This window comes from Amycolatopsis sp. EV170708-02-1, from assembly GCF_022479115.1.
In the GTDB taxonomy this organism is placed as follows: domain Bacteria; phylum Actinomycetota; class Actinomycetes; order Mycobacteriales; family Pseudonocardiaceae; genus Amycolatopsis.
Genome location: NZ_CP092497.1, coordinates 6,030,916 through 6,050,147, shown reverse-complemented (window position 1 = coordinate 6,050,147; position 19,232 = coordinate 6,030,916). Strand labels below are relative to the sequence as shown.

Here is a 19,232-nt window from a genome sequence, read left to right as displayed (position 1 = left end):
CGAAACGGATTCGGAACAGCGGCTTTCTCGCCGCGCGGGAGCCTTGCGCGGGGGAAATCGGCAGGCTGGCGCCCGGGGGCGCGCGAGGGTACGCGCCGAATGGGGGAGAGCGAATCCATGAGTCCTGCCCGGAAAAGAGGGATCCTGATCGGCGCCGCGCTGGCGGTGGTCGCCATCGTGGTGGCCGGGGTGGTGCTGCTGGTCAAGGAGGACCGGGCGCCCGCGGCTTCCGGCCCGGGGGACTCCACCGAGAGCGTGCAGGACAGCCCGGCGCAGGTCGCCGGCCGGTTCCTGCGGCTGTTCGACACCGGCGACCTGACCACCGCCCCGGTCGACGATCCGGCGGCGGCCACGGCCGCGCTGACCGGGACGCGCAACACGCTCAACGGGGCGTCGGTCAGGACGTCGCTCGGCGAAGTCCCGACGACGCCGGGCAACGCGACCACGACGTCGGCCACCTTCCACGTCGCGTGGACGTTCGCGGGTAACACCGTCTGGAAGTACGAGGGCAAGCTGGACCTGGTGCGCAACGCCGGGAAGTGGACGGTCCGCTGGGCGATGTCGGTGATCCACCCGAAGCTCGAAGCCGGGCAGCGGCTTTCCGTCGCCCCCGTTTCGGCCAAACCGATCGTGGCCGACCGCGACGGCAAGGCGCTGGTCGGCGGTGACGCGACGGGCGTCGCGCCGATCCTGCAGGGAGCGTTGGCCAAGGTCGCCTCCGGGGAGAACAGCGGCGCCGCGACGACCGTCACCGTGTCTCGCGTCGACGTCTCCGGCAAACCGGTCGAGACGCTGTTCGGGCAGGCCGCCGAGACCGACAAGCCGCTGGTTTCGACGTTGAGTGTGGCGTCCCAGACCGCGGCTCAGAAAGCCGTCGACGGCTTCCAAGGACCGGCGATCATCGTCGCGATGAAGACCTCGGGCGAGCTCCTGGCGGTCGCGCAGAATGGCGCCGCCGGGAACCAGCCGAAGGCGCTCAACGGCCTGTACTCGCCGGGCTCGGCCTTCAAGATCGCCACGGCGACCGCAGCGCTGCAGCAGGGCAGCGTCACCGCCGACTCCCCGCTGCCCTGCCCGGGCAGCGAGCAGATCGGCACCCGTACGCTCAAGAACGACAACGGGTTCGACCTGGGGACCGTTTCCCTGAAGACGGCGTTCGCCGCGTCGTGCAACACGACCTTCGGGCGGCTCGCCGGGCAGCTGCCTGCGGACGGCCTCGCGAAGGCCGCGAGCCAGCTCGGCCTCAACGCCGACTTCGAGATCCCCGGACTGTCGACGGAGGCCGGGAAGGTGGAGCCGTCGGGCAGCGGTGACGAGCAGGTCGAGGCCGGGATCGGCCAGGGCAGGGTGCAGGTCAGCCCGCTGGGCGCGGCGCTCATGGCCGCGACGGTCGCGACGGGGAAGCCGGTGGTTCCGAAGCTCTGGCAGGGGCTGGAGACCAAGGTCAACGCCGGGTACCAGGCCCCGCCGGCGGGAGTGCTGAACCAGGTCCGCGCGATGATGCGCGAGGTCTGCACGACGGGGACCGCGAAAGCGTTGAAGGGCAGCGGGGCCGTCTTCGGCAAGACCGGCACGGCGCAGTTCGGGTCGGGCGCGGACGCCAACGGCTGGTTCGTCGGCTATCGCGGGGACGTCGCCTTCGCCGTCATGCTCGAAGGGTCCAACGATTCCAAGCCCGCGGTCCAGCTGGCGGCGAAGTTCCTGGCGGGCTGAGGAGTTCGGCCGTCGCCGAAGCGTGGGTCTTCTACGGTGGACGCATGGAAACGATCGCACTCGCCGAGGTCGCGGCCGTGCTCGCCGATCCGAGCCGCGCGTCGATGTGCCTCGCGCTGCTCGACGGCCGCGCCTGGACGGTGACCGAGCTGGCGGGCGCGGCCGAGGTGGCCACGTCGACGGCGAGCGAGCACGTGACGAAGCTGACCGACGCCGGGTTCGTCGTGCGGGTCAAGCAGGGGAGGCACAGGTACGTCCGGATAGCCGACCCCCGGGTGGCGGAGCTGATCGAGCACCTGGCACAGCACGCGGAGCACCGGCCGGTAAAGGGGCTGAAGTCTTCGGTGCGGGCGAAGCGGCTCGAGTTCGCCAGGACCTGCTACGACCACCTCGCCGGGACGGTCGGGGTCGCGCTGCGGGACGGGATGCTCGCCACCGGGCTGATCGACGACGCCGACGGGCTGACGCTGACCGGTCGCGGACGCGAGGTGCTCGGCGCGTTCGGGGTGGAGATCGACGGCGGTCGCCGTCCGATGCTGCGTGACTGTCTCGATTGGACGGTTCGACGTGATCATTTGGCAGGCCGGGTCCCCGCGGCGTTACTGTCTCACGGAGTGAGCGCCGGCTGGTTGTCCCGTGAGGGCAACCGCGCGGTGAAGGTCCTGCCCGCGGCGGAAAAGCCGTTCGCGGAACTCGGTGTCGACCTGGTGGCCCTGCGCAGTCCCTAATGGACAGTCTGTAACACAGGTTATCCGGGCGCTTTCCGACCGGTACACGAACGTGTGACGATCACCGCCTCACTATTCTGGAGCCCTCACGGCGACCGGAACGGGAGGCGACATGGAGCAGCTCCCGCTCATCCTCGGCACCGGTGGTGCGGTGCTTCTCGTCGCCGTGATCGCCGTCCGGGTGTCGATCCGGGTCGGCCTTCCCTCGCTCCTGCTGTACCTGGGGATGGGTGTCCTGCTCGGCGAAGCCGGGTTCGGCATCCAGTACGACAACCCCGAGCTCACCCAGTCGCTCGGCCTCGCCGCGCTGGTGATGATCCTGTCCGAAGGTGGCCTCACCACCCGGTGGACGGCCGTGAAACCCTCGCTGGGCATCGGAATCGCACTGTCCACAGTGGCCGTCGCGGTGAGCATCGCGGTCACCGGCGCGGCTTTGCACTGGTTGCTGGGCCTGGACTGGCGGATGGCGTTGCTGTGGGGCGCGGTGCTCGCCTCGACCGACGCCGCGGCGGTCTTCTCCGTGCTGAGATCGGCGGGGATCGGGAAGCGGCTCGTGGGCGCGCTGGAGATCGAGTCCGGGATCAACGACGCCCCGGCCTACATCGCCGTCGTCGTCCTCGCCGAGGGGGCGACCGTCGACTGGTCGCTGCCGCTGCTGGTGGTCTACGAACTCGCCGCCGGGCTGGTGATCGGCCTGGCCTTCGGCTGGGGCGGGGCGTTCGCGCTGCGCCGGGCGGCGCTTCCCGCCACCGGTCTGTACCCGCTGGCCACCGTCGCGGTGTGCGTCGTGGCGTATTCGAGCGGGCAGCTCGCCCACGCGTCGGGGCTGCTCGCCACCTACGTCGCGGCCCTGGTGCTGGGCAACTCGAAGCTGCCGCACCGCTCGGACACGCTCTCCTTCGCCGAAGGGCTCGGCTGGCTCGCGCAGATCGGCCTGTTCGTGCTGCTGGGCCTGTTCGCCTCGCCGAGCAGGATCTTCGAGAGCCTGGTCCAGGGCCTGGTCGCGGGCGCGGTCGTGTTGTTGCTCGCCCGTCCGCTGTCGGTGCTCCTGTCCGCGCTGCCGTTCAAGATCCCTTGGCGAGAACAGGTGTTCCTGTCGTGGGCGGGGCTGCGCGGAGCGGTCCCGATCGTGCTGGCGCTGATCCCGCTGTCGTCCGGGGTGCCCGGCGCGCAAGAGCTGGTCGATGCGGTGTTCGTGCTGGTCATCGTGCTGACGCTGCTCCAAGGGGCGACGCTGACCCCGCTCGCGCGAGCGCTCGGGCTGGCCCAGCACGCCGAAGCGCACGAGATCGACGTCGACTCTGCGCCGCTCGACGAGATGGGCGCGGAACTCCTGCAGGTCCGGATCAACACCGGATCGAAGATGCACGGCGTGTACCTGGCCGAACTGCGGCTGCCGGTGGGAGCGACGATCAGCCTCCTCGTCCGCGATGGGTCCGGCTTCACGCCGAACAAGAACACCCGGCTTCAGGAGCGCGACCAGTTACTCGTCGTGACCACCGCCGAAGCCCGTGACGCGGCCGAACGACGCCTGCGGGCCGTCGACCGCGCGGGCCGCCTCGCCAGGTGGAAGGGCGAATCCGGCCAGTAGGTCACGAACCGGCACCAGCTGTTCGTCGGGTGATCTCAGAAACTTCTTCCCATTTGTACTCCTTTTGGATTACTTTCCCCGCAATCGACTCCATCGAATGGGTGAGTGTCACGGGGTAAGGAGTACGCACGGTGACGAAACTTCCTGCGCGGTTCGCTGGCCTGGGGGCCACTCTGGCACTCGTCGGAGTGGTTATCGCCGCCCCGACGGCTACTGCGGCCGGCGCTTTTCCCGCCTTCGGGCTGCCTTTCGACACGGGCCAGTCCGTCTACTCGGCGGGGATCCACTCGGACAACGGCACGTCCGGGGTGAAGAACGCCATCGACTTCAGCCCGGGCGACAAGACCGTCCGCGCCCCGCTGGCGGGCACGGTGCGGATCCAGCACTGCTCCGGCGGCGACTGGGTGACCGTCGACCACGACGGCGGCTGGCGCACCGGGTACTACCACATGGAGAACATTTCGGTCACCGACGGCCAGAAGGTCGCCCCGGGCGACGCCCTCGGCCGCACCGGCAACGCGCTGCCCTGCGGCGGCAGCAGCACCGGCGCCCACGTGCACTTCACCCTGTGGACCCTGCCCACGGCCGCCGCCCAGGGCGGCGACTCGCGCGACTTCGGGGTCGGCGCGGGCAACTGGAACGGCCTGTCCTACGACGAGGTCTCGACCAAGGTCGCCGAGGCCTACGGCGAAGCCGTCGACGGCAAGACCTTCGGCGGCTGGCAGTTCACCGCGGGCACCGATCAGTACTCGGGTACCGCGACCGAGGTCTCCTCCCGCGCGACCGTCCCGCTGCCCGGCCGATTCCGGGTCTGACCTGCCGTTGCCCGGCGCGGCGCGGCGCCGGGCAGCGGTTATCCCCGCTCGCGGACGACGTGAGCGGCGTCTCAAGATGCGGACGAGGGCTGGCTCGATCGCCCGCCCATCCGCTAACTTCGTCCGTAGGTCACGAGTGTCAGCGTCAAGCCCCGGCTAGCTGACCGGCAACCCTCCTTCCGCGGTGGGGTGCCCCGGGTGAGGACCTGGCTCGTCGCGCGGTGCGACGGGCAAGCGCGGGATCCTCGCCGGGTCCCCTGGCCCGGAGGATGACGATGACCCTCGCTCTCGAACGCACCGGTGTTTCCGCTGAAACCGTTGCCACGCACGAAATCCCGACCGTCGCCTGCGCCGATCTGCGGGTTCCGCTGGTCACCGGCGGAGACATCGGCTACGCCAACCTCGATCACGCGGCGAGCGCCCCCTGTCTGGACAAGGTGCGGGCCGCGGTCGACGAATTCCTGCCCTGGTACGCCAGCGTGCACCGCGGGGCCGGGTTCGCCTCGCAGGTTTCGACCAAGCTTTACGAGCGCACGCGCGGAATCCTGCGGGACTTCGTCGACGCGCGATCGACCGACACCGTCGTGTTCACTCGCAACACCACCGATTCCTTCAACCTTCTCGCGCGCAGCCTGCCGAAGCACACGTCGGTCGTCGTGTTCGACACCGAGCACCACGCCGCGCTGCTGCCGTGGAAGGGTCCGAACGTCCGCCGCGTCGAGACGCCGCGCACCCGCCTCGCCGCGGTGTCCGCTGTGGACGAAGCGCTCGCCGACTGCCCGCAGGGCCCGCGGCTGGTCGTCCTCACCGGTGCCTCCAACGTGACCGGGGAACTGTTGCCGGTCAAGGAGATCGCGGCCGTGGCACGTCGGCACGGCGCCCGGATCGCGCTCGACGCGGCGCAGCTCGCGCCGCACCGGAAGATCTCGGTGCGCGAACTGGACGTCGACTACGTCGCGCTGTCCGGCCACAAGCTGTACGCGCCGTTCGGCGCCGGCGCGCTGATCGGCCGCGCCGACTGGCTGCGTGCGGCCCAGCCGTACCTCGCCGGCGGCGGCGCGACGAAACTCGTCACCCGTGACTCCGAAAACCTCGGTGTGGTCTGGAATTCCGGTGCCGAGCGGCACGAAGCCGGTTCCCCCAACACCGTCGGCGTCTACGCGCTGGGTGTCGCCTGCGAGACGCTGGCCGCGACCTGGGACGGCATCGTCGCCCACGAAGAGGAACTGCTCGCGCGGCTGCGTCGCGGCCTCGCCGCCATCCCCGGATTCGCCGAACTGCGGTTGTTCGACGCGCCTGTCGACCGCGTCGGCACGCTCAGCTTCGTCGTCGACGGTTTCGACCCCGGCTGGCTGGCCGCGGTCCTTTCCGCGGAGTACGGCATCGGCGTGCGGGACGGCGCTTTCTGCGCGCACGTGGCGACCAAGCGGCTGATCGCCGTCGCCGGTTCGACGGGCCAGCAGGCCGTGCGCGTCAGCCTCGGCCTCGGCAGCACCACCGAACACGTGGACCGGATCGTGCTGGCGCTGCGCCAGATCGTCGCCCGCGGCGCGCGCTGGCAGTACGAGAAGCCGGAAGGCCGCTGGGTGCCGGAGAACGATCCGCGCGAACTGCCTCCGTTCTGCGCCTGAGCCACTACCCTCACCCCGCATGGGGAACGAGCGACCGCGTTACTGGTTTCCGCTGGCGTTGCTGGGATTCGCCCAGCTGGCCGTGGTGGCCTTGTCCGTCGGCACGCGCCGGTCCGAGGGGTGGTTCGCCTACGTGCCTTACGGGGACGGCGGCATGTTCGGCTCCGTCCAGAGCGTGGGGACGCCCCTGACCGCGGTTTCGGCCGGCGCCATCGGCAGGATGGACAACTGGCTGTTCGCCGTCTTCGCGGTCTACCTCGGCACGGTGCTGTTCTACGCCCTTCGGACGAAGACCATGCGGTGGTGGAAGGTCGTCGCGATCGCGCTCGGCGTACTGGTCGCCATCGCGCTGGCCGATCTGGTCGGCTACTGGGAGTTCGACCTCGACGGCGACACCCGGAGCGCGCTCCTGCTGACGCTTGGCCTGGTCCTGCTGGCCTGGCTGGACCGCAGCGTGCTGGTGCTGATCGTGGCCGTGGCGTTCGCGCTCTGCGCGGTCGTGCTCGCGCAGGGACAGCTCGCGCTGGTGCTTTCGTCGCTGGTCGCGCTCGCCGGAGCGTTCGCGGCCCTGCTGAGCAGGCCGAAGGGGAGGCCTGAACACGCTCAGTGGACAATGGGGGAGTGAGCACAGAGCCCGAAACCGCGCCACCGTCGCCGCCGCTGCCCAAGAAGCGCGTCGCCGTGGTGTTCGTCGTCGCCGCGGTGCTGTGGGGGATCGACCTCCTCACCAAGCAGATCGCCGTGTCCACGCTGGAGGGCAGGCAGCCGGTCGAGTTCCTCGGCGGGCTCGTGTACTTCCAGCTGGTGCGCAACCCCGGTGCCGCCTTCTCGATGGCGACCGGCCTGACCTGGGTGCTCGCGCTGGTCGCGATCGCCGTCGTGATCGCCATCGTCTGGCTGTCGCGGCGGCTGCGCTCGGTCGGCTGGGCGATCGGGCTCGGCCTGGTGCTGGCCGGCGCGCTCGGCAACCTGACCGACCGGATCTTCCGCGCCCCCGGCCCGCTGCAGGGGCACGTGGTCGACATGATCTCCGCCTTCGCACCGAACGGGCAGGGCTGGGCGATCTTCAACGTCGCCGACTCCGCGATCTGCGTCGGCGGTGTGCTCATCGTGATCCTTTCCTTGCTGGGCAAGGACTACGACGGAACATCCACAAAGGACAAGAAGAAGGCGGCGACCGAATGAGCGCGCGCATGCTGCCCGTCCCCGACGGGCTCGACGGAATGCGCGTCGACGCGGGGCTGGCGAAACTGCTGGGACTTTCCCGCACCGTCGTGGCGGAACTGGCCGAATCCGGCGAGATCTATCTCGACGGCAAGCCCGCCGGGAAGTCGGACCGGCTGACCGCCGGCGGACTGCTCGAAGTGACGCTGCCCGATCCGGCCTCGGCCATCGAGGTCGTCGCGGAGCCCGTCGAGGGCATGAAGATCCTGCACGACGACGACGACATCGTGGTGATCTCGAAGCCGGTCGGCGTCGCCGTGCACCCGAGCCCGGGCTGGACCGGGCCGACCGTCGTCGGCGGGCTCGCCGCCGCCGGGCTGCGCATCGCGACCTCGGGCGCGGCCGAACGCCAGGGCGTCGTGCACCGGCTGGACGCCGGCACCACCGGCGTGATGGTCGTGGCGAAGAGCGAGCACGCGTACACCGTGCTGAAGCGGGCGTTCAAGGAACGCACCGTCGACAAGGGCTACCACGCCATCGTCCAGGGCCACCCCGACCCGACGCGCGGCACCATCGACGCGCCGATCGACCGGCACCCCCGGCACGACTACAAATTCGCCGTCGTCCAGGGCGGGCGGCCCAGCGTCACGCACTACGAGGTCGTCGAGGCGTTCCGCGCGGCGTCGCTGGCGCAGATCAAGCTGGAGACCGGCCGCACGCACCAGATCCGCGTGCACTTCTCGGCGCTCAAGCACCCGTGCGTCGGCGACCTGACCTACGGCGCGGATCCCGTGCTGGCGCGCAAGCTGGGTCTTTCGCGGCAGTGGCTGCACGCGAAGACGCTCGCCTTCGCCCATCCGGCCGACGGGCGCTGGGTCGAGTTCGAATCGGAGTACCCGGACGACCTGGCGAACGCGCTGCGGATCCTGCAGGACGAGAACTAGGCCCGGGCCGCGTTCAGTCCTCGATCGACCAGGTCAGCGTGCGCTCGTCCGGCTCCGGCCGCGGTGACCAGCGCACGGCGACCACGCGGGTGGCGTCCGGCAGCACGTAGACGGTGTGCCCGCCCAGCGTCTCGCCGGGCCGGACGCCGATCTTGTGCGGCGGCCGCGAGGTCAGCGAGACCGGCGCCTTCGCGATCGGCTTGCCGTCCGCGGTGAGCAGTTCGAGGTAGTTGTCCGGAAGCGACACGAACGGGATGTTCCCGCGGTTGGTGATCTCGGTGTGCACCACGACCGAGCGTTCCCCGGCCTCCAGCGAGTAGCCCGCCGCGCTGAACAGGTAGTCCGCCGGGTCCTGGACCTCGAGCAACTGGACGGTGAGCTGCTCGCCCTCCAGGCCCTGGGTCTCCATCACGTCGCCGGTCCGGCCCTTCTTGCCCTCCGGGGCGGCCTGCGGGGTGACCTGCTGTTCGTCGCCGCGTGCCCACGACGCGGTCTGGGGGACGCCCCAGGTGCTCATCACCGGGTCGGCGGGCGCCATCGGCGGCGGCGCGAACTGCTGCTGCGGCGGGGCGGGCGGGCGCGGCGGTGGCTGAGGTGGCGCCATCGGCTGGCGCACCGGAGCCGACGGCGGGCCGGGGTAGCGGCCCGAAGGCGTGCCGTGCACGTTGTACGCGCCCGACGGGGTCCCTTGGACGTTGTACGGCCCGGAGGGGGTGCCCTGGATGTTGTGCGGCCCGGAATGCCCGGGCGGACGCTGAGGGGGCTGCTGAGGTTGCTGGGGCTGCTGGGCCCAGGAGGGCGGCGCGCCGGCGATGGCGGACCGTAGCCCGTTCGGGTCGCTCTCCACGCCCACGAGCAGGGGCAATCCGCTGCCCGAGAGGGCGACCAGGCGGTACGCGACCTCGCGCGGATCCATCCCGACCTTCGCCGCGAGCTCGTGTACGGCCGCCTTGCCCAGGTCCGCGAGGGCGGCGAGCAGGCGGATGTCCACGGGATCGGTCACGGCCACGTCCGGGAACGCTACCGTCTCGCCCTCGGCGCCGTGGGGAGAGGCCGCCCGAGCGCGGCAAAACCCGGCTTCGGTAGTACTCGCTCTCCATTAGGGTCGGGGATACCGCTTCCACCGATCACTGGGGAAAGAAACATGAGCGAAGTCTCCGCCCTCGCCGACGAGTTCGTCGAAGCCCTCTTCGACGCCGAGCCGGTCATGCCCGCTTTGCAGGGCTTCCGTCCGGAATCGACCGGGCTCACCGATCTCAGCGAGGCCGCCGGGGACGCTTTCCGCGCGCGGCTCGCCGGGCTCGCCGAGCGGGCCGAGGCCTTGGCCACCGACGGGTTGAGCGCGGAGGAGAAGACCACCCGTGACGTCCTGATCGCGATGGCGCGGGCGAGGATCGCCCTGCTGGACTCGCGGTTCGTCGAGTTCACCATCAGCGACCTGTTCATCTCGCCCGCCGCCGAGGTGCTCACCGTGCTGCCGATGATGTCGGTCGGGACGGGCGCGCAGGCGGAGGCGCATCTCGGGCGGATCGCCGCGATCCCGGAGTACCTGCGGCAGGCCGCGCAGCGGCACCGGGACGGCGTCGCCCGCGGCCTGGTCCCGGTCGCCTACCTGGTCGACGCCGCCGTCGCGTACCTCGACCGCCACCTCGCCGAGCCCTCGGCCGATCCGCTGCTGCGCCAGCCCGCGCCCGACGAGGACTTCGAGACCCGCCGCGCCGCCCTGCTGCGCGACGCCGTCCGGCCCGCGATCGCCGAGTACCGGGAGGTGCTCGCGAAGGAGATCGCGCCGCACGGCCGTCCCGAGGACAAGCCCGGCGTCTGCTGGCTGCCCGACGGCGAGCGGCTCTACGCCTTGCTCGCCGAGATGCACACCACGACCGTCCGCACGCCGCGTGAGCTGCACCAGACCGGTCTCGACGTGATCGCCGGTCTCGCCGCCGAGTACCGCGAGTACGGCTCCCGGGTCTTCGGCACCAGCGATCTCCAGGAGATCTTCAGCAAGCTCCGCACCGACCCGGAGCTGCGCTGGTCCAGCGCCGAAGAGATGCTCGACTCCGCCCGCGCGGCCATCACCAGGGCCGAGGCCGAGGCGCCGAACTGGTTCGGCCGGATCCCGCCGCAGCCGTGGACGGTCGAGGCGGTCCCCGCCGAATCCGCGCCCGGCGCGCCCGCCGCGTACTACATGTGGCCCGCGGTCGACGGCTCCCGGCCGGGTATCTACTTCGCCAACACCCACAAGGCGGAGGAGCGGTTCCGGCACGCGGCCGAGGCGACGGCCTTCCACGAGGCCATCCCCGGTCACCATTTCCAGCTGAGCCTCGCGCAGGGGCTCACCGAGCTCCCGCTGCTGCGCCGCATCGGCGACTTCACCGCGTACGCCGAGGGCTGGGGCCTGTACACCGAACGCCTCGCCGACGAGATGGGCCTGTACTCCGACGACGTCGCGAAGCTCGGCATGCTGACCATGGATTCGATGCGCGCCGGACGGCTGGTCGTCGACACCGGGCTGCACGCGCTGGGCTGGAGCCGGCGCCAGGCCATCGATTTCCTCACCGAGAACACGCCGATGGCGCTCGTGGAGATCGAGTCCGAAGTGGACCGGTACATCGCCTTCCCCGGCCAGGCGCTGTCGTACATGGTGGGGCGGCTGGAGATCCAGCGCATCCGTGCCGCGGCCGAGCTGACGCTGGGCAGCCGGTTCGACATCAAGGCCTTCCACGACGTCGTGCTCGGCGGCGGGTCGCTGCCGCTTTCGGTGCTGGACGGCGTGGTCCGCGACTGGGTGAAGGGCCACGGCGACACCCCGAACGGCCTCGCCGAGGAGCTGATGGAGCTCAAGTTCGAAGAACTCCCGCTGTGGCGTTCCCTCCTCGGCCTCCCCGGCGACGAAGGCGCGTTGCCCGATCCGGGCGCGGAGGCCGCGGCCGCCCGGCGCGCGTCGGCGGTCGCCATCGCCGAGCGGGCCGAAGCCCTTGCCACCGAAGGACTTTCCCCGGCCGAGGCGGTCACCCGCGAGGTCGTGATCCAGCAGGCGAAGGCGATGGTCGACGTCATCGATTCGCGGGCATCGGAGTTCTCGGTCAGCGACGGGCTCGCCTCGCCCGCGCTGTTCATGCTCAACGAACTTTCGGTGCTGTCGCTGAACGACGAGGAAAAGGTCCGCGGTTACCTGAAGCGGCTGGAAGGTATGGGCGCCTACCTGGACGCCCTGATCGTGCGCCAGCGCGCGGCCGCGGCCGATGGGCTGGTCCCGCCCGGCTTCCTGGTCGAAGGCGGGATCGCTTACGTGGAGCGTTATCTCGGTGACGAGGCGGGGGATCCGCTGGCGCTCACCGCGTCCGTTTCCGTGGAGGGTTACGAGTCCGAGCGGGACCGGCTGCTGGCCGAGGTCGTCCGGCCCGCCTACACGCGGTATCGCGACTTCCTCGCCGACGAGCTGCGGCCCGTGGCGAAGCCCGAAACCGAGCCGGGTCTCTGCGCGCTTCCCGGCGGGCAGGAGAAGTACGCCGCGCTGATCCGGGCGCACACGTCCACCGAGCGCACCGCCCAGGATCTGCACGACACCGGCCTCGGCATGATCGCGAAGCTGGCCGACCAGTACCGCGAGCTGGGCGAGAAGGTCTTCGGCACCAAGGATCTCGACGAGATCTTCGAGCGGCTGCGCACCGACCCGGCCCTGCGCTGGCGGGACGGCGACGAACTGCTCGACGCCGCGCGTGACGCCATCACCCGCGCCGAAGCCGTTGCCCCGCAGTGGTTCTCGACCGTGCCCGAGGAGCGATGCCAGGTCGAGCCGGTCCCGCCCGCGGAGGCGCCCGGCGGCACGCTGGCGTACTACATCGAGGCGGCGCTCGACGGTTCGCGGCCGGGCACCTACTACGCGAACACCTACGAGGCCGAGCAGCGCCCCAAGCACACGAGCGAGGCGATCGCCTTCCACGAAGCCGTTCCGGGGCACCACTTCCAGATCTGCATCGCGCACAAGCTCAAGGGCCTGCCGATGCTGCGCGGGCACGCCGACGTCAACGCCTACGTCGAAGGCTGGGGCTCTACTCGGAGCGGCTCGCCGACGAGATGGGCCTGTACTCCAGCGATCTGACCAGGTTCGGCATGCTCACCCAGGATTCGATGCGTGCCGGACGGCTGGTCGTCGACACCGGGATGCACGCGCTCGGCTGGAGCCGTCAGCAGGCCGTCGACTACCTGGCCGAGAACACGCCGATGGCCAGGGTGGAGATCGAAGCCGAGATCGACCGTTACGCCGCCGTTCCCGGGCAGGCGCTTTCGTACATGGTGGGGCGGCTGGAGATCGAGCGGATCCGTGCCGAGGCCGAGGCCGCGCTCGGGGACCGGTTCGACATCAAGGGCTTCCACGAGGTCGTGCTGAGCAACGGGATCCTGCCGCTGCGGGTGCTGGACGACGTGGTGAAGGGCTGGGTGGCCGCGCAGTGAGCCGGGACACACGCGAAGAACGCCGTCCCGGCGCATACTATCGCTAAGCGAGCGCTCAGTAACTCGATGAGGAGATGCGGATGAGGATCGGGACCGCGATCAGCTACGCCGGCGGGTTCGCCGAGAGCGTGGCCGACATCGTCGAACTGGAGAAGGCCGGGCTGGACATCGTCTTCGTCCCCGAGGCCTATTCGTTCGACGCCGTCAGCCAGCTCGGCTACGTCGCGGCGAAGACCGATCGCGTCCAGATCGCGTCGGGCATCTTCCAGATCTACACGCGGACGCCGACGCTGACCGCGATGACCGCAGCCGGGCTCGACTTCGTGTCCGACGGCCGGTTCACGCTCGGCATCGGCGCCTCCGGTCCGCAGGTCATCGAGGGTTTCCACGGCGTCAAGTACGACGCGCCGCTAGGGCGCACCCGCGAGATCATCGACATCTGCCGTCAGGTGTGGCGGCGGGAGAAGGTGGTGCATTCCGGCACGCACTACTCGATCCCGCTGCCACCCGAGCAGGGCACGGGTCTCGGCAAGCCGCTGAAGCTGATCAACCACCCGGTGCGCGAGCGGATCCCGATCCTGCTGGCGTCGATCGGCCCGAAGAACGTCGCGCTCACCGCCGAGCTCGCCGAGGGCTGGGAGCCGATCTTCTTCCACCCCGAGAAGGTCGCCGACGTCTGGGGCGCGTCGCTGGCGGAGGGCAAGGCGAAGCGTGACCCGTCGCTGGGCGAGCTGGACACCTTCGTCGGCACCGCGCTGGCGATCGGTGACGACGTCGAAGGGATGCTGGACCACCTTCGCGGCATGCTCGCGCTCTACATCGGCGGAATGGGCGCGCGCGGCAAGAACTTCTACAACAGTCTCGCCCAGCGGTACGGCTACGAGGCCGAAGCGAAGCTCATCCAGGACCTCTACTTGGACGGCAAGAAGGAAGAAGCCGCCGCGGCGGTGCCGAAGGAACTGATCAGGGCGATCTCGCTGATCGGTCCCGAGGGTTACGTCAAGGAGAGGCTGGCCGCCTTCCGTGAGGCCGGTGCGACCACGCTGGTGGTCAACCCGCTGCTGCCCGGTCGTGAGGCCCGCGTCGCGCAGGTTTCGAAGCTGCGCGAACTCATCGACTAGGCGCGCAGGGGGAGGCGAACCTCTCACCTGTATCGATACGGTATACTTGACCTGCGCCGGTGTACCCCCTTCGTGGTCAAAAAACGGCCTCCCGGTGGAAAGAGAACGTGAATCACGCCTGAACGGCGGGAAAATCCGCCATTATCAGGAGTGAAAGCGAGACCTCGGGGGAATCCGTTCGCGACGAAGGTGAGGTGCCTCGCGTGCGCAAGCAGATCGGCGAGCCGTCCGCCGCGGTCCTGGACGTCGGGTCGTTCAGTGCACGGCTGGTGGTACTGGCCAAGGGTGGGTCACCGCTCGACCCCGTGCTGAGCCACCAGACGCGGCTGCGCCTGGACAGGGAACTCGACGATGACGGGAACCTGACCCGGCGCGGCATCGACGCGGTCTCCTCCGCGGTCGAGGCGGGGATGACCATCGCCGCCAAGCACGGCGTCGAGGACGTGTACCCGCTCGCCACGTCGTCGATCCGCGACGCCGCCAACGTGAAGCAGGTCGTCTGCGCCGTCCACGAGGCCACCGGGGTCAAACTGCGCTTCCTCACCGGCCGCCGCGAGGCGGAGCTGGCTTACGTCGGCGCGCGCCGGTGGTACGGCGCTTCCGCCGGGCGGCTGCTCGTGCTCGACATCGGCGGCGGGACCGTCGAACTCGCCGCCGGGGACGCCGAGGAAGCCGGGTTCGCGCATTCCCTGCCGCTCGGCGCACGCTCGCTGACCCGGGACTGGTTCAGCACCGAGTGCCCGTCACCCAAGGTCGTCCGAGCGATGCGGGAACACGTGCTCGACGAAGTCCGCGACGCGATGCAGGACGTCCTGCCGCAGATCCGCGACCATCGCGCCGTCGGCTGCTCCAAGGTGCTGCGGCAGCTCGCCCGGCTCGCCGGCGATCGGCCATCCCGCGCCAGGGAACTGCACCTCGACGACCTGCGCGCGTGGATCCCGCGGCTGGCGAAGCTGCCCGCGAAACGCCGCGCCGAACTGCCGGGTATTTCGCGGCAACGCTCCCACCAGGCGCTCGCGGGCGCGATCGTCGCCGAGGCGTTGCTGACGCTTTCGGGTGGCCAGGTCGCCATCTGCCCGTGGTCCACCAGGGACGGCCTGCTGCTCGGCATGCTCGACGGGCTGGTCACGCTCGACGGCAAACCGGCGAAAGCCGCCTGAAGACTGGCGCATCCGGCCGCGAGCGGGTACCCCGGACACATGAGGGAAAGCAAGAAGAGCTTCGGGCAGGACGAGGAAGAAGACCTCGACGACCTCCGCGGGGTCCAGCCGAAGACCGACGTGCCGAGCGCGCCCAACCGTGACGTCGGGCCGCATGGCACCAAGGAGGTCGACGACGTGCCGGGTGGCGGCGAAGTACCGATCGAACCTCCGGACTGATCGGCCTCACGCGTCCTTCGGCTGCCGTCGCGCCGGAGCGCGGCCCGCGGGCTGCGCCGGCGCCGGACCCGGATCGAGCGCCGGGATCGGCAGCCGCACCGGCTCGGCGGTCACCGTGAACGTCTCGCCGTGGTGCGCCAGTTCCAGCGGTTCCCCGGTGATCACGTGGTACGTCGCGCCCTCGCCGTCGATCTCGACCTGGAACCGGGTGCCGCGGAAGGTCAGCCGGAACGCGATCCGCCCCAGTTGTGGCGGCAGCCGCGGTGCGAAAGTCAGCCGCCCGCCGTGGTCGCGCAGCCCGCCGAATCCGGCGACGGTGCCTTGCCACGCGCCCGCCAGCGAGGCCAGGTGCAATCCGTTGCGCACGTTGTTGTGCACGTCGTGCAGATCGGTGAGCGCCGCCTCGGCGAGGTAGTCGTAGGCCAGTTCGAGATGCCCGACCTCGGCCGCCACCACGGCCTGGGTTCCCGCGGACAGCGAGGAATCCCGCACGGTGATCGCCTCGTAGTAGGCGAAGTCGCGAGCCTTTTCCTCCGGGGTGAAGGAATCTCCGCACAGGTGCAGCGCGAGCACCAGATCGGCCTGTTTGACCACCTGTTTGCGGTACAGGTCGAAGTACGGGAAGTTCAGCAGCAGCGGGTAGAAATCCGGGTCCGTGGCCTCGAAGTCCCATTCGTCGTGCTCCAGGAACCCTTCGGACTGCGGATGGACGCCGAGATCCTCGTCGTAGGGCAGCAGCATCGCTTCGGCCGCCTTGCGCCACAACGCGACCTCGTCCTCGCCGACCTCGAACCGCCGGGCGATGTCGTCGTGCCGGCCGACGATTTCGGCGGCGTAGAACAGATTCCGGCGGGCCATCAGATTCGTGTAGACGTTGTTGTCCGCCACCGCGGAGTACTCGTCCGGCCCGGTGACCCCGTCGATCCGGAACCGGCCTCGCCGGTCGAAATGCCCCAGCGACACCCACAACCGCGCGGTTTCGAGGAGCAGTTCCGCGCCGCAGGTCCGCATGAACTCGTCGTCACCGGTGGCGTTGAGATAGCGGACGACGGCGTCGGAGATGTCCGCGCTGACGTGGAACGCCGCCGTGCCCGCCGGCCAGTACGCCGAGCATTCCGCGCCGTTGATGGACCGCCAGGGGAACGCGGCCCCGCGTAAACCCAGCTGGGTGGCCCTTTCCCGTGCTTTGTCCAAAGTGGAGTGTCGCCAGCGCAGCGCGTCGCGGGCGGCGTCCGGCATGCTGTAGGTGAGTACGGGCAGGACGAAGGTCTCGGTGTCCCAGAACGCGTGCCCGTCGTAACCGGGGCCGGTCAATCCCTTGCCCGCCAAGGCCCTCGTCTCGCCGCGGGCTCCGGCCTGCAGGAGATGGAAGAGCGCGAACCGCACGGCCTGCTGCAGTTCCGGGTCTCCGTCGATCTCGATGTCCGAGGTCTCCCAGAAGTCGTCGAGGAACTCCTTCTGCTCGGCGAGCAGCCCCTTCCAGCCGGTCTGCCGTGCCCCGGCCAGCGCGGCCTCGACCTGCGCGCGCACGGCGGGCACCGAACGCTGCGCGGACCAGCCGTAGGCGAGGAACTTGGTGATCCGCAGGCGGCCGCCCTTGGGCACGTCGACGGCGATGGTGAGCCGGGCCAGATCGTCCTCGGCCTCGATATGCGTGCGCACGCCGTCGGAGACGTCGATCTTGTGGTCCATCGCGGCGGCCATCCGCAGCCCGGATCGCCGGGTCTGGTGCACCAGCACCGCGTGATACGCCTCCGCGTGGTGGTATTCCCCGACCAGCGGCGATTCCAGCGCCGCCGCGACCCGAGGATCGCGTGTGTCGGACTCGATCGGTTCGTTCGCCAGCAGATCCGACTGCACCACCAGCTGGAGTTCGTCGTCGAGTGGTTCGACCTCGTACCGGATCGCGGCGACGGCGCGCTGGGTGAAGGAGACCAGGCGTTCGGTCTTCACCCGGACCCGGCGCCCGGTCGGCGAGGACCAGACGGTGTCGCGCGCGAGGGTGCCCTTCCGGAAGTCGAGGACGCGGTCGTGTTCGGTGGCCTGGCCGTAGCGCATGTCGAGCGGTTCGTCCTCGACCAGCAGCCGGATGATCTTGCCGTCGGTCACGTTGACGACGGTCTGGCCTTCTTCGGGGTAGCCGTAACCGGTTTCCGCGTACGGAAGATCGTGCTGCTCGTAGAAACCGTTGAGGTACGTGCCCGGCAGGCCGCGCGGCTCCGCCTCCTCCAGCGTGCCGCGCAGGCCGATGTGCCCGTTGGACACCGCGAACGCCGATTCGGTGCGCTGCAACGCGTCGACGTCCATCCCGTGCCAGCGCAGCTCCCAGGGCGCGACCTCGTAGCCGCGGAGAAGCGATTCGGTCACTTGCGGTCCTCCAGAAGTTCGGCGAGATCGTCCACCACGACGTCGGCGCCGTGCGCGAGCAGTTCGCCGGCCTGGTGGGCGCGGTTCACCCCGACCACGTAACCGAAACCGCCGTCCTTGCCCGCCTGCACGCCGGCGAGCGCGTCCTCGAAGACGGCCGCGTTCCCCGGGGCGACACCGAACGCCTCGGCGCCGGCGAGGAAGGAATCGGGGGCGGGCTTGCCGCGCAGGTTCTTCTCGGTGATCACGATCCCGTCGATCCGCGCTTCGACGAACCTGGTCAGGTCGGCGGCGTCGAGCACCTTCGCGCCGTTGGCCGACGAGGTGACGACACCGATGCGCAGTCCGGCCGCCTTCGCCGCTTCCAGATACCGGACGGAACCCGGGTACGGAGTCACGCCCTCTTCTTCGATGATCTTCAGTACCAGCTGGTTCTTCCGGTTCCCGACCCCGTTGACGGTGGCGGCGTCGATGCCGTCGTCGGGACTTCCTTCGGGCAGCTCGATCCCTCGTGAGACGAGGAAGGTGCGGACACCGTCGGCCCTCGGCCTTCCGTCGACGTAGGCCGCGTAGTCGGTGTCGGTGAACGGCGAGAACGCGTCACCGTCGCGGGCACGCAGGAACTCGTCGAACGTGCGCTTCCACGCCGCGCGATGCTGGGCCGCGGTTCCGGTCAGCACGCCGTCGAGGTCGAAGAGACAGGCCGTGATGGTGTCGGGCAGACCGATCATGTCTCCGAACGCTACCCCGGCTCGCCGCTCCCCGCGCGGGTCACGAGCGCGACGTGCCGCGCGGCCCGCTCCAGCGGCTCCGGGGAACGGTGGACCCGGCTCACCAGCAGCGCGCCTTCGAGATTGTTCATGATGGCCGTCGCGAGGTCTTCGGGATCCGCGACATCGCGGAGCAGTTCGACGAGCAGCGCGTGCCAGGCGGTGAACGCGTCCTGGCACGCCTTGGTGATCGCGGGGGAGGCGTGCGCCATCTCCAGCGTGATCGTGGCGAGCGGGCAGCCACCGCGGTAGTCGTCGGCCGCCAGCGCCTCACCCGCCTTGCGATACCACCAGGCCACGGCGTCTTCGACCGTCTCGTTGCGCTCGAAGGCACGGCGGACCGTCTTCGCCACGACGGCGGTGCCGAGTTCGATCGCGGCGACCGCGAGTTGCTCCTTGCCGCCGGGGAAATGGTGATACGCCGAACCCCACGGCGTGCCGGCCTGCTCGACGAGCCGCCGCCACGAGGTCGCCTGGTAGCCCTCCCGGCGGAAGAGCGTCATGGCGGTCGAGATCATCCGCTCGCGAGTCGTGGTGTCGGACACGTGGTCCAG

General features: G+C 70.1%; 15 protein-coding genes, 1 pseudogene and 1 riboswitch. Of the genes and pseudogenes, 12 read left to right on the top strand and 4 right to left on the bottom strand.

Annotated elements, in window-relative coordinates; genetic code table 11:
• The first annotated feature begins 117 nt into the window (after positions 1–117).
• The 8 genes from MJQ72_RS27250 to MJQ72_RS27215 all read left to right on the top strand — a co-directional run bounded on the left by MJQ72_RS27250 (position 118) and on the right by MJQ72_RS27215 (position 8,586).
• Positions 118–1,713, top strand: a complete 1,596-nt coding sequence (locus tag MJQ72_RS27250; protein ID WP_240593875.1) for a penicillin-binding transpeptidase domain-containing protein — start codon at positions 118–120, stop codon at positions 1,711–1,713.
• A gap of 44 nt (positions 1,714–1,757) precedes the next feature.
• Complete coding sequence (locus MJQ72_RS27245) at positions 1,758–2,441, top strand: helix-turn-helix transcriptional regulator (protein ID WP_240593866.1); 684 nt, start codon at positions 1,758–1,760, stop codon at positions 2,439–2,441.
• A gap of 112 nt (positions 2,442–2,553) precedes the next feature.
• Positions 2,554–4,032 carry a potassium/proton antiporter gene (locus MJQ72_RS27240; protein ID WP_240593864.1) on the top strand — a complete coding sequence of 493 codons (1,479 nt, stop codon included), beginning with the start codon at positions 2,554–2,556 and terminating at the stop codon, positions 4,030–4,032.
• A gap of 131 nt (positions 4,033–4,163) precedes the next feature.
• Complete coding sequence (locus tag MJQ72_RS27235) at positions 4,164–4,847, top strand: M23 family metallopeptidase (RefSeq protein WP_240593862.1); 684 nt, start codon at positions 4,164–4,166, stop codon at positions 4,845–4,847.
• Positions 4,848–4,975: 128 nt separating this feature from the next.
• Positions 4,976–5,090, top strand: a riboswitch (SAM riboswitch).
• Positions 5,091–5,122: 32 nt separating this feature from the next.
• Positions 5,123–6,478 (top strand): aminotransferase class V-fold PLP-dependent enzyme, encoded by a 1,356-nt coding sequence (locus tag MJQ72_RS27230; RefSeq protein WP_240593860.1) that lies wholly within the window; start codon positions 5,123–5,125, stop codon positions 6,476–6,478.
• A gap of 19 nt (positions 6,479–6,497) precedes the next feature.
• Positions 6,498–7,103: a hypothetical protein gene (locus MJQ72_RS27225; RefSeq protein ID WP_240593858.1), complete on the top strand. Its 606-nt coding sequence runs from the start codon at positions 6,498–6,500 to the stop codon at positions 7,101–7,103.
• Positions 7,100–7,663, top strand: coding sequence for a signal peptidase II (lspA, locus tag MJQ72_RS27220; protein WP_240593856.1), 564 nt, complete (start codon positions 7,100–7,102; stop codon positions 7,661–7,663). Before MJQ72_RS27225 ends, lspA begins: the two co-directional genes overlap by 4 nt.
• Positions 7,660–8,586 (top strand): RluA family pseudouridine synthase, encoded by a 927-nt coding sequence (locus tag MJQ72_RS27215; RefSeq protein ID WP_240593854.1) that lies wholly within the window; start codon positions 7,660–7,662, stop codon positions 8,584–8,586. Before lspA ends, MJQ72_RS27215 begins: the two co-directional genes overlap by 4 nt.
• 13 nt (positions 8,587–8,599) lie before the next feature.
• On the opposite strand, the gene MJQ72_RS27210 is transcribed toward MJQ72_RS27215, so the two are convergent.
• Positions 8,600–9,595 carry an AsnC family protein gene (locus MJQ72_RS27210; protein WP_240593852.1) on the bottom strand — a complete coding sequence of 332 codons (996 nt, stop codon included), beginning with the start codon at positions 9,593–9,595 and terminating at the stop codon, positions 8,600–8,602.
• Positions 9,596–9,730: 135 nt separating this feature from the next.
• On the opposite strand from MJQ72_RS27210, the pseudogene MJQ72_RS27205 reads away from it, so the two are divergent.
• From MJQ72_RS27205 to MJQ72_RS27190, 4 genes and pseudogenes are all read left to right on the top strand, one after another.
• Positions 9,731–13,041 (top strand): annotated as a pseudogene (locus MJQ72_RS27205) (DUF885 domain-containing protein).
• An 80-nt stretch (positions 13,042–13,121) separates the two neighbouring features.
• Positions 13,122–14,162, top strand: a complete 1,041-nt coding sequence (locus MJQ72_RS27200; RefSeq protein ID WP_240593850.1) for an LLM class F420-dependent oxidoreductase — start codon at positions 13,122–13,124, stop codon at positions 14,160–14,162.
• Positions 14,163–14,365: 203 nt separating this feature from the next.
• Positions 14,366–15,322 (top strand): Ppx/GppA phosphatase family protein, encoded by a 957-nt coding sequence (locus tag MJQ72_RS27195; RefSeq protein WP_240593848.1) that lies wholly within the window; start codon positions 14,366–14,368, stop codon positions 15,320–15,322.
• Between the two features lie 39 nt (positions 15,323–15,361).
• Entirely contained in the window at positions 15,362–15,541 is a 180-nt protein-coding gene (locus MJQ72_RS27190) for a hypothetical protein (RefSeq protein WP_240593847.1), read from the top strand.
• Between the two features lie 6 nt (positions 15,542–15,547).
• Here MJQ72_RS27190 and MJQ72_RS27185 read toward each other — a convergent pair whose 3' ends face one another.
• From MJQ72_RS27185 to MJQ72_RS27175, 3 genes are read right to left on the bottom strand one after another with little or no spacing between them, the layout of a single operon-like run.
• Positions 15,548–17,908: a glycoside hydrolase family 65 protein gene (locus MJQ72_RS27185; protein WP_240593845.1), complete on the bottom strand. Its 2,361-nt coding sequence runs from the start codon at positions 17,906–17,908 to the stop codon at positions 15,548–15,550.
• Positions 17,905–18,639 (bottom strand): HAD family phosphatase, encoded by a 735-nt coding sequence (locus MJQ72_RS27180; RefSeq protein WP_240593843.1) that lies wholly within the window; start codon positions 18,637–18,639, stop codon positions 17,905–17,907. Before MJQ72_RS27180 ends, MJQ72_RS27185 begins: the two co-directional genes overlap by 4 nt.
• 11 nt (positions 18,640–18,650) lie before the next feature.
• Entirely contained in the window at positions 18,651–19,223 is a 573-nt protein-coding gene (locus tag MJQ72_RS27175; RefSeq protein ID WP_240593842.1) for a TetR/AcrR family transcriptional regulator, read from the bottom strand.
• Positions 19,224–19,232: the final 9 nt, after the last annotated feature.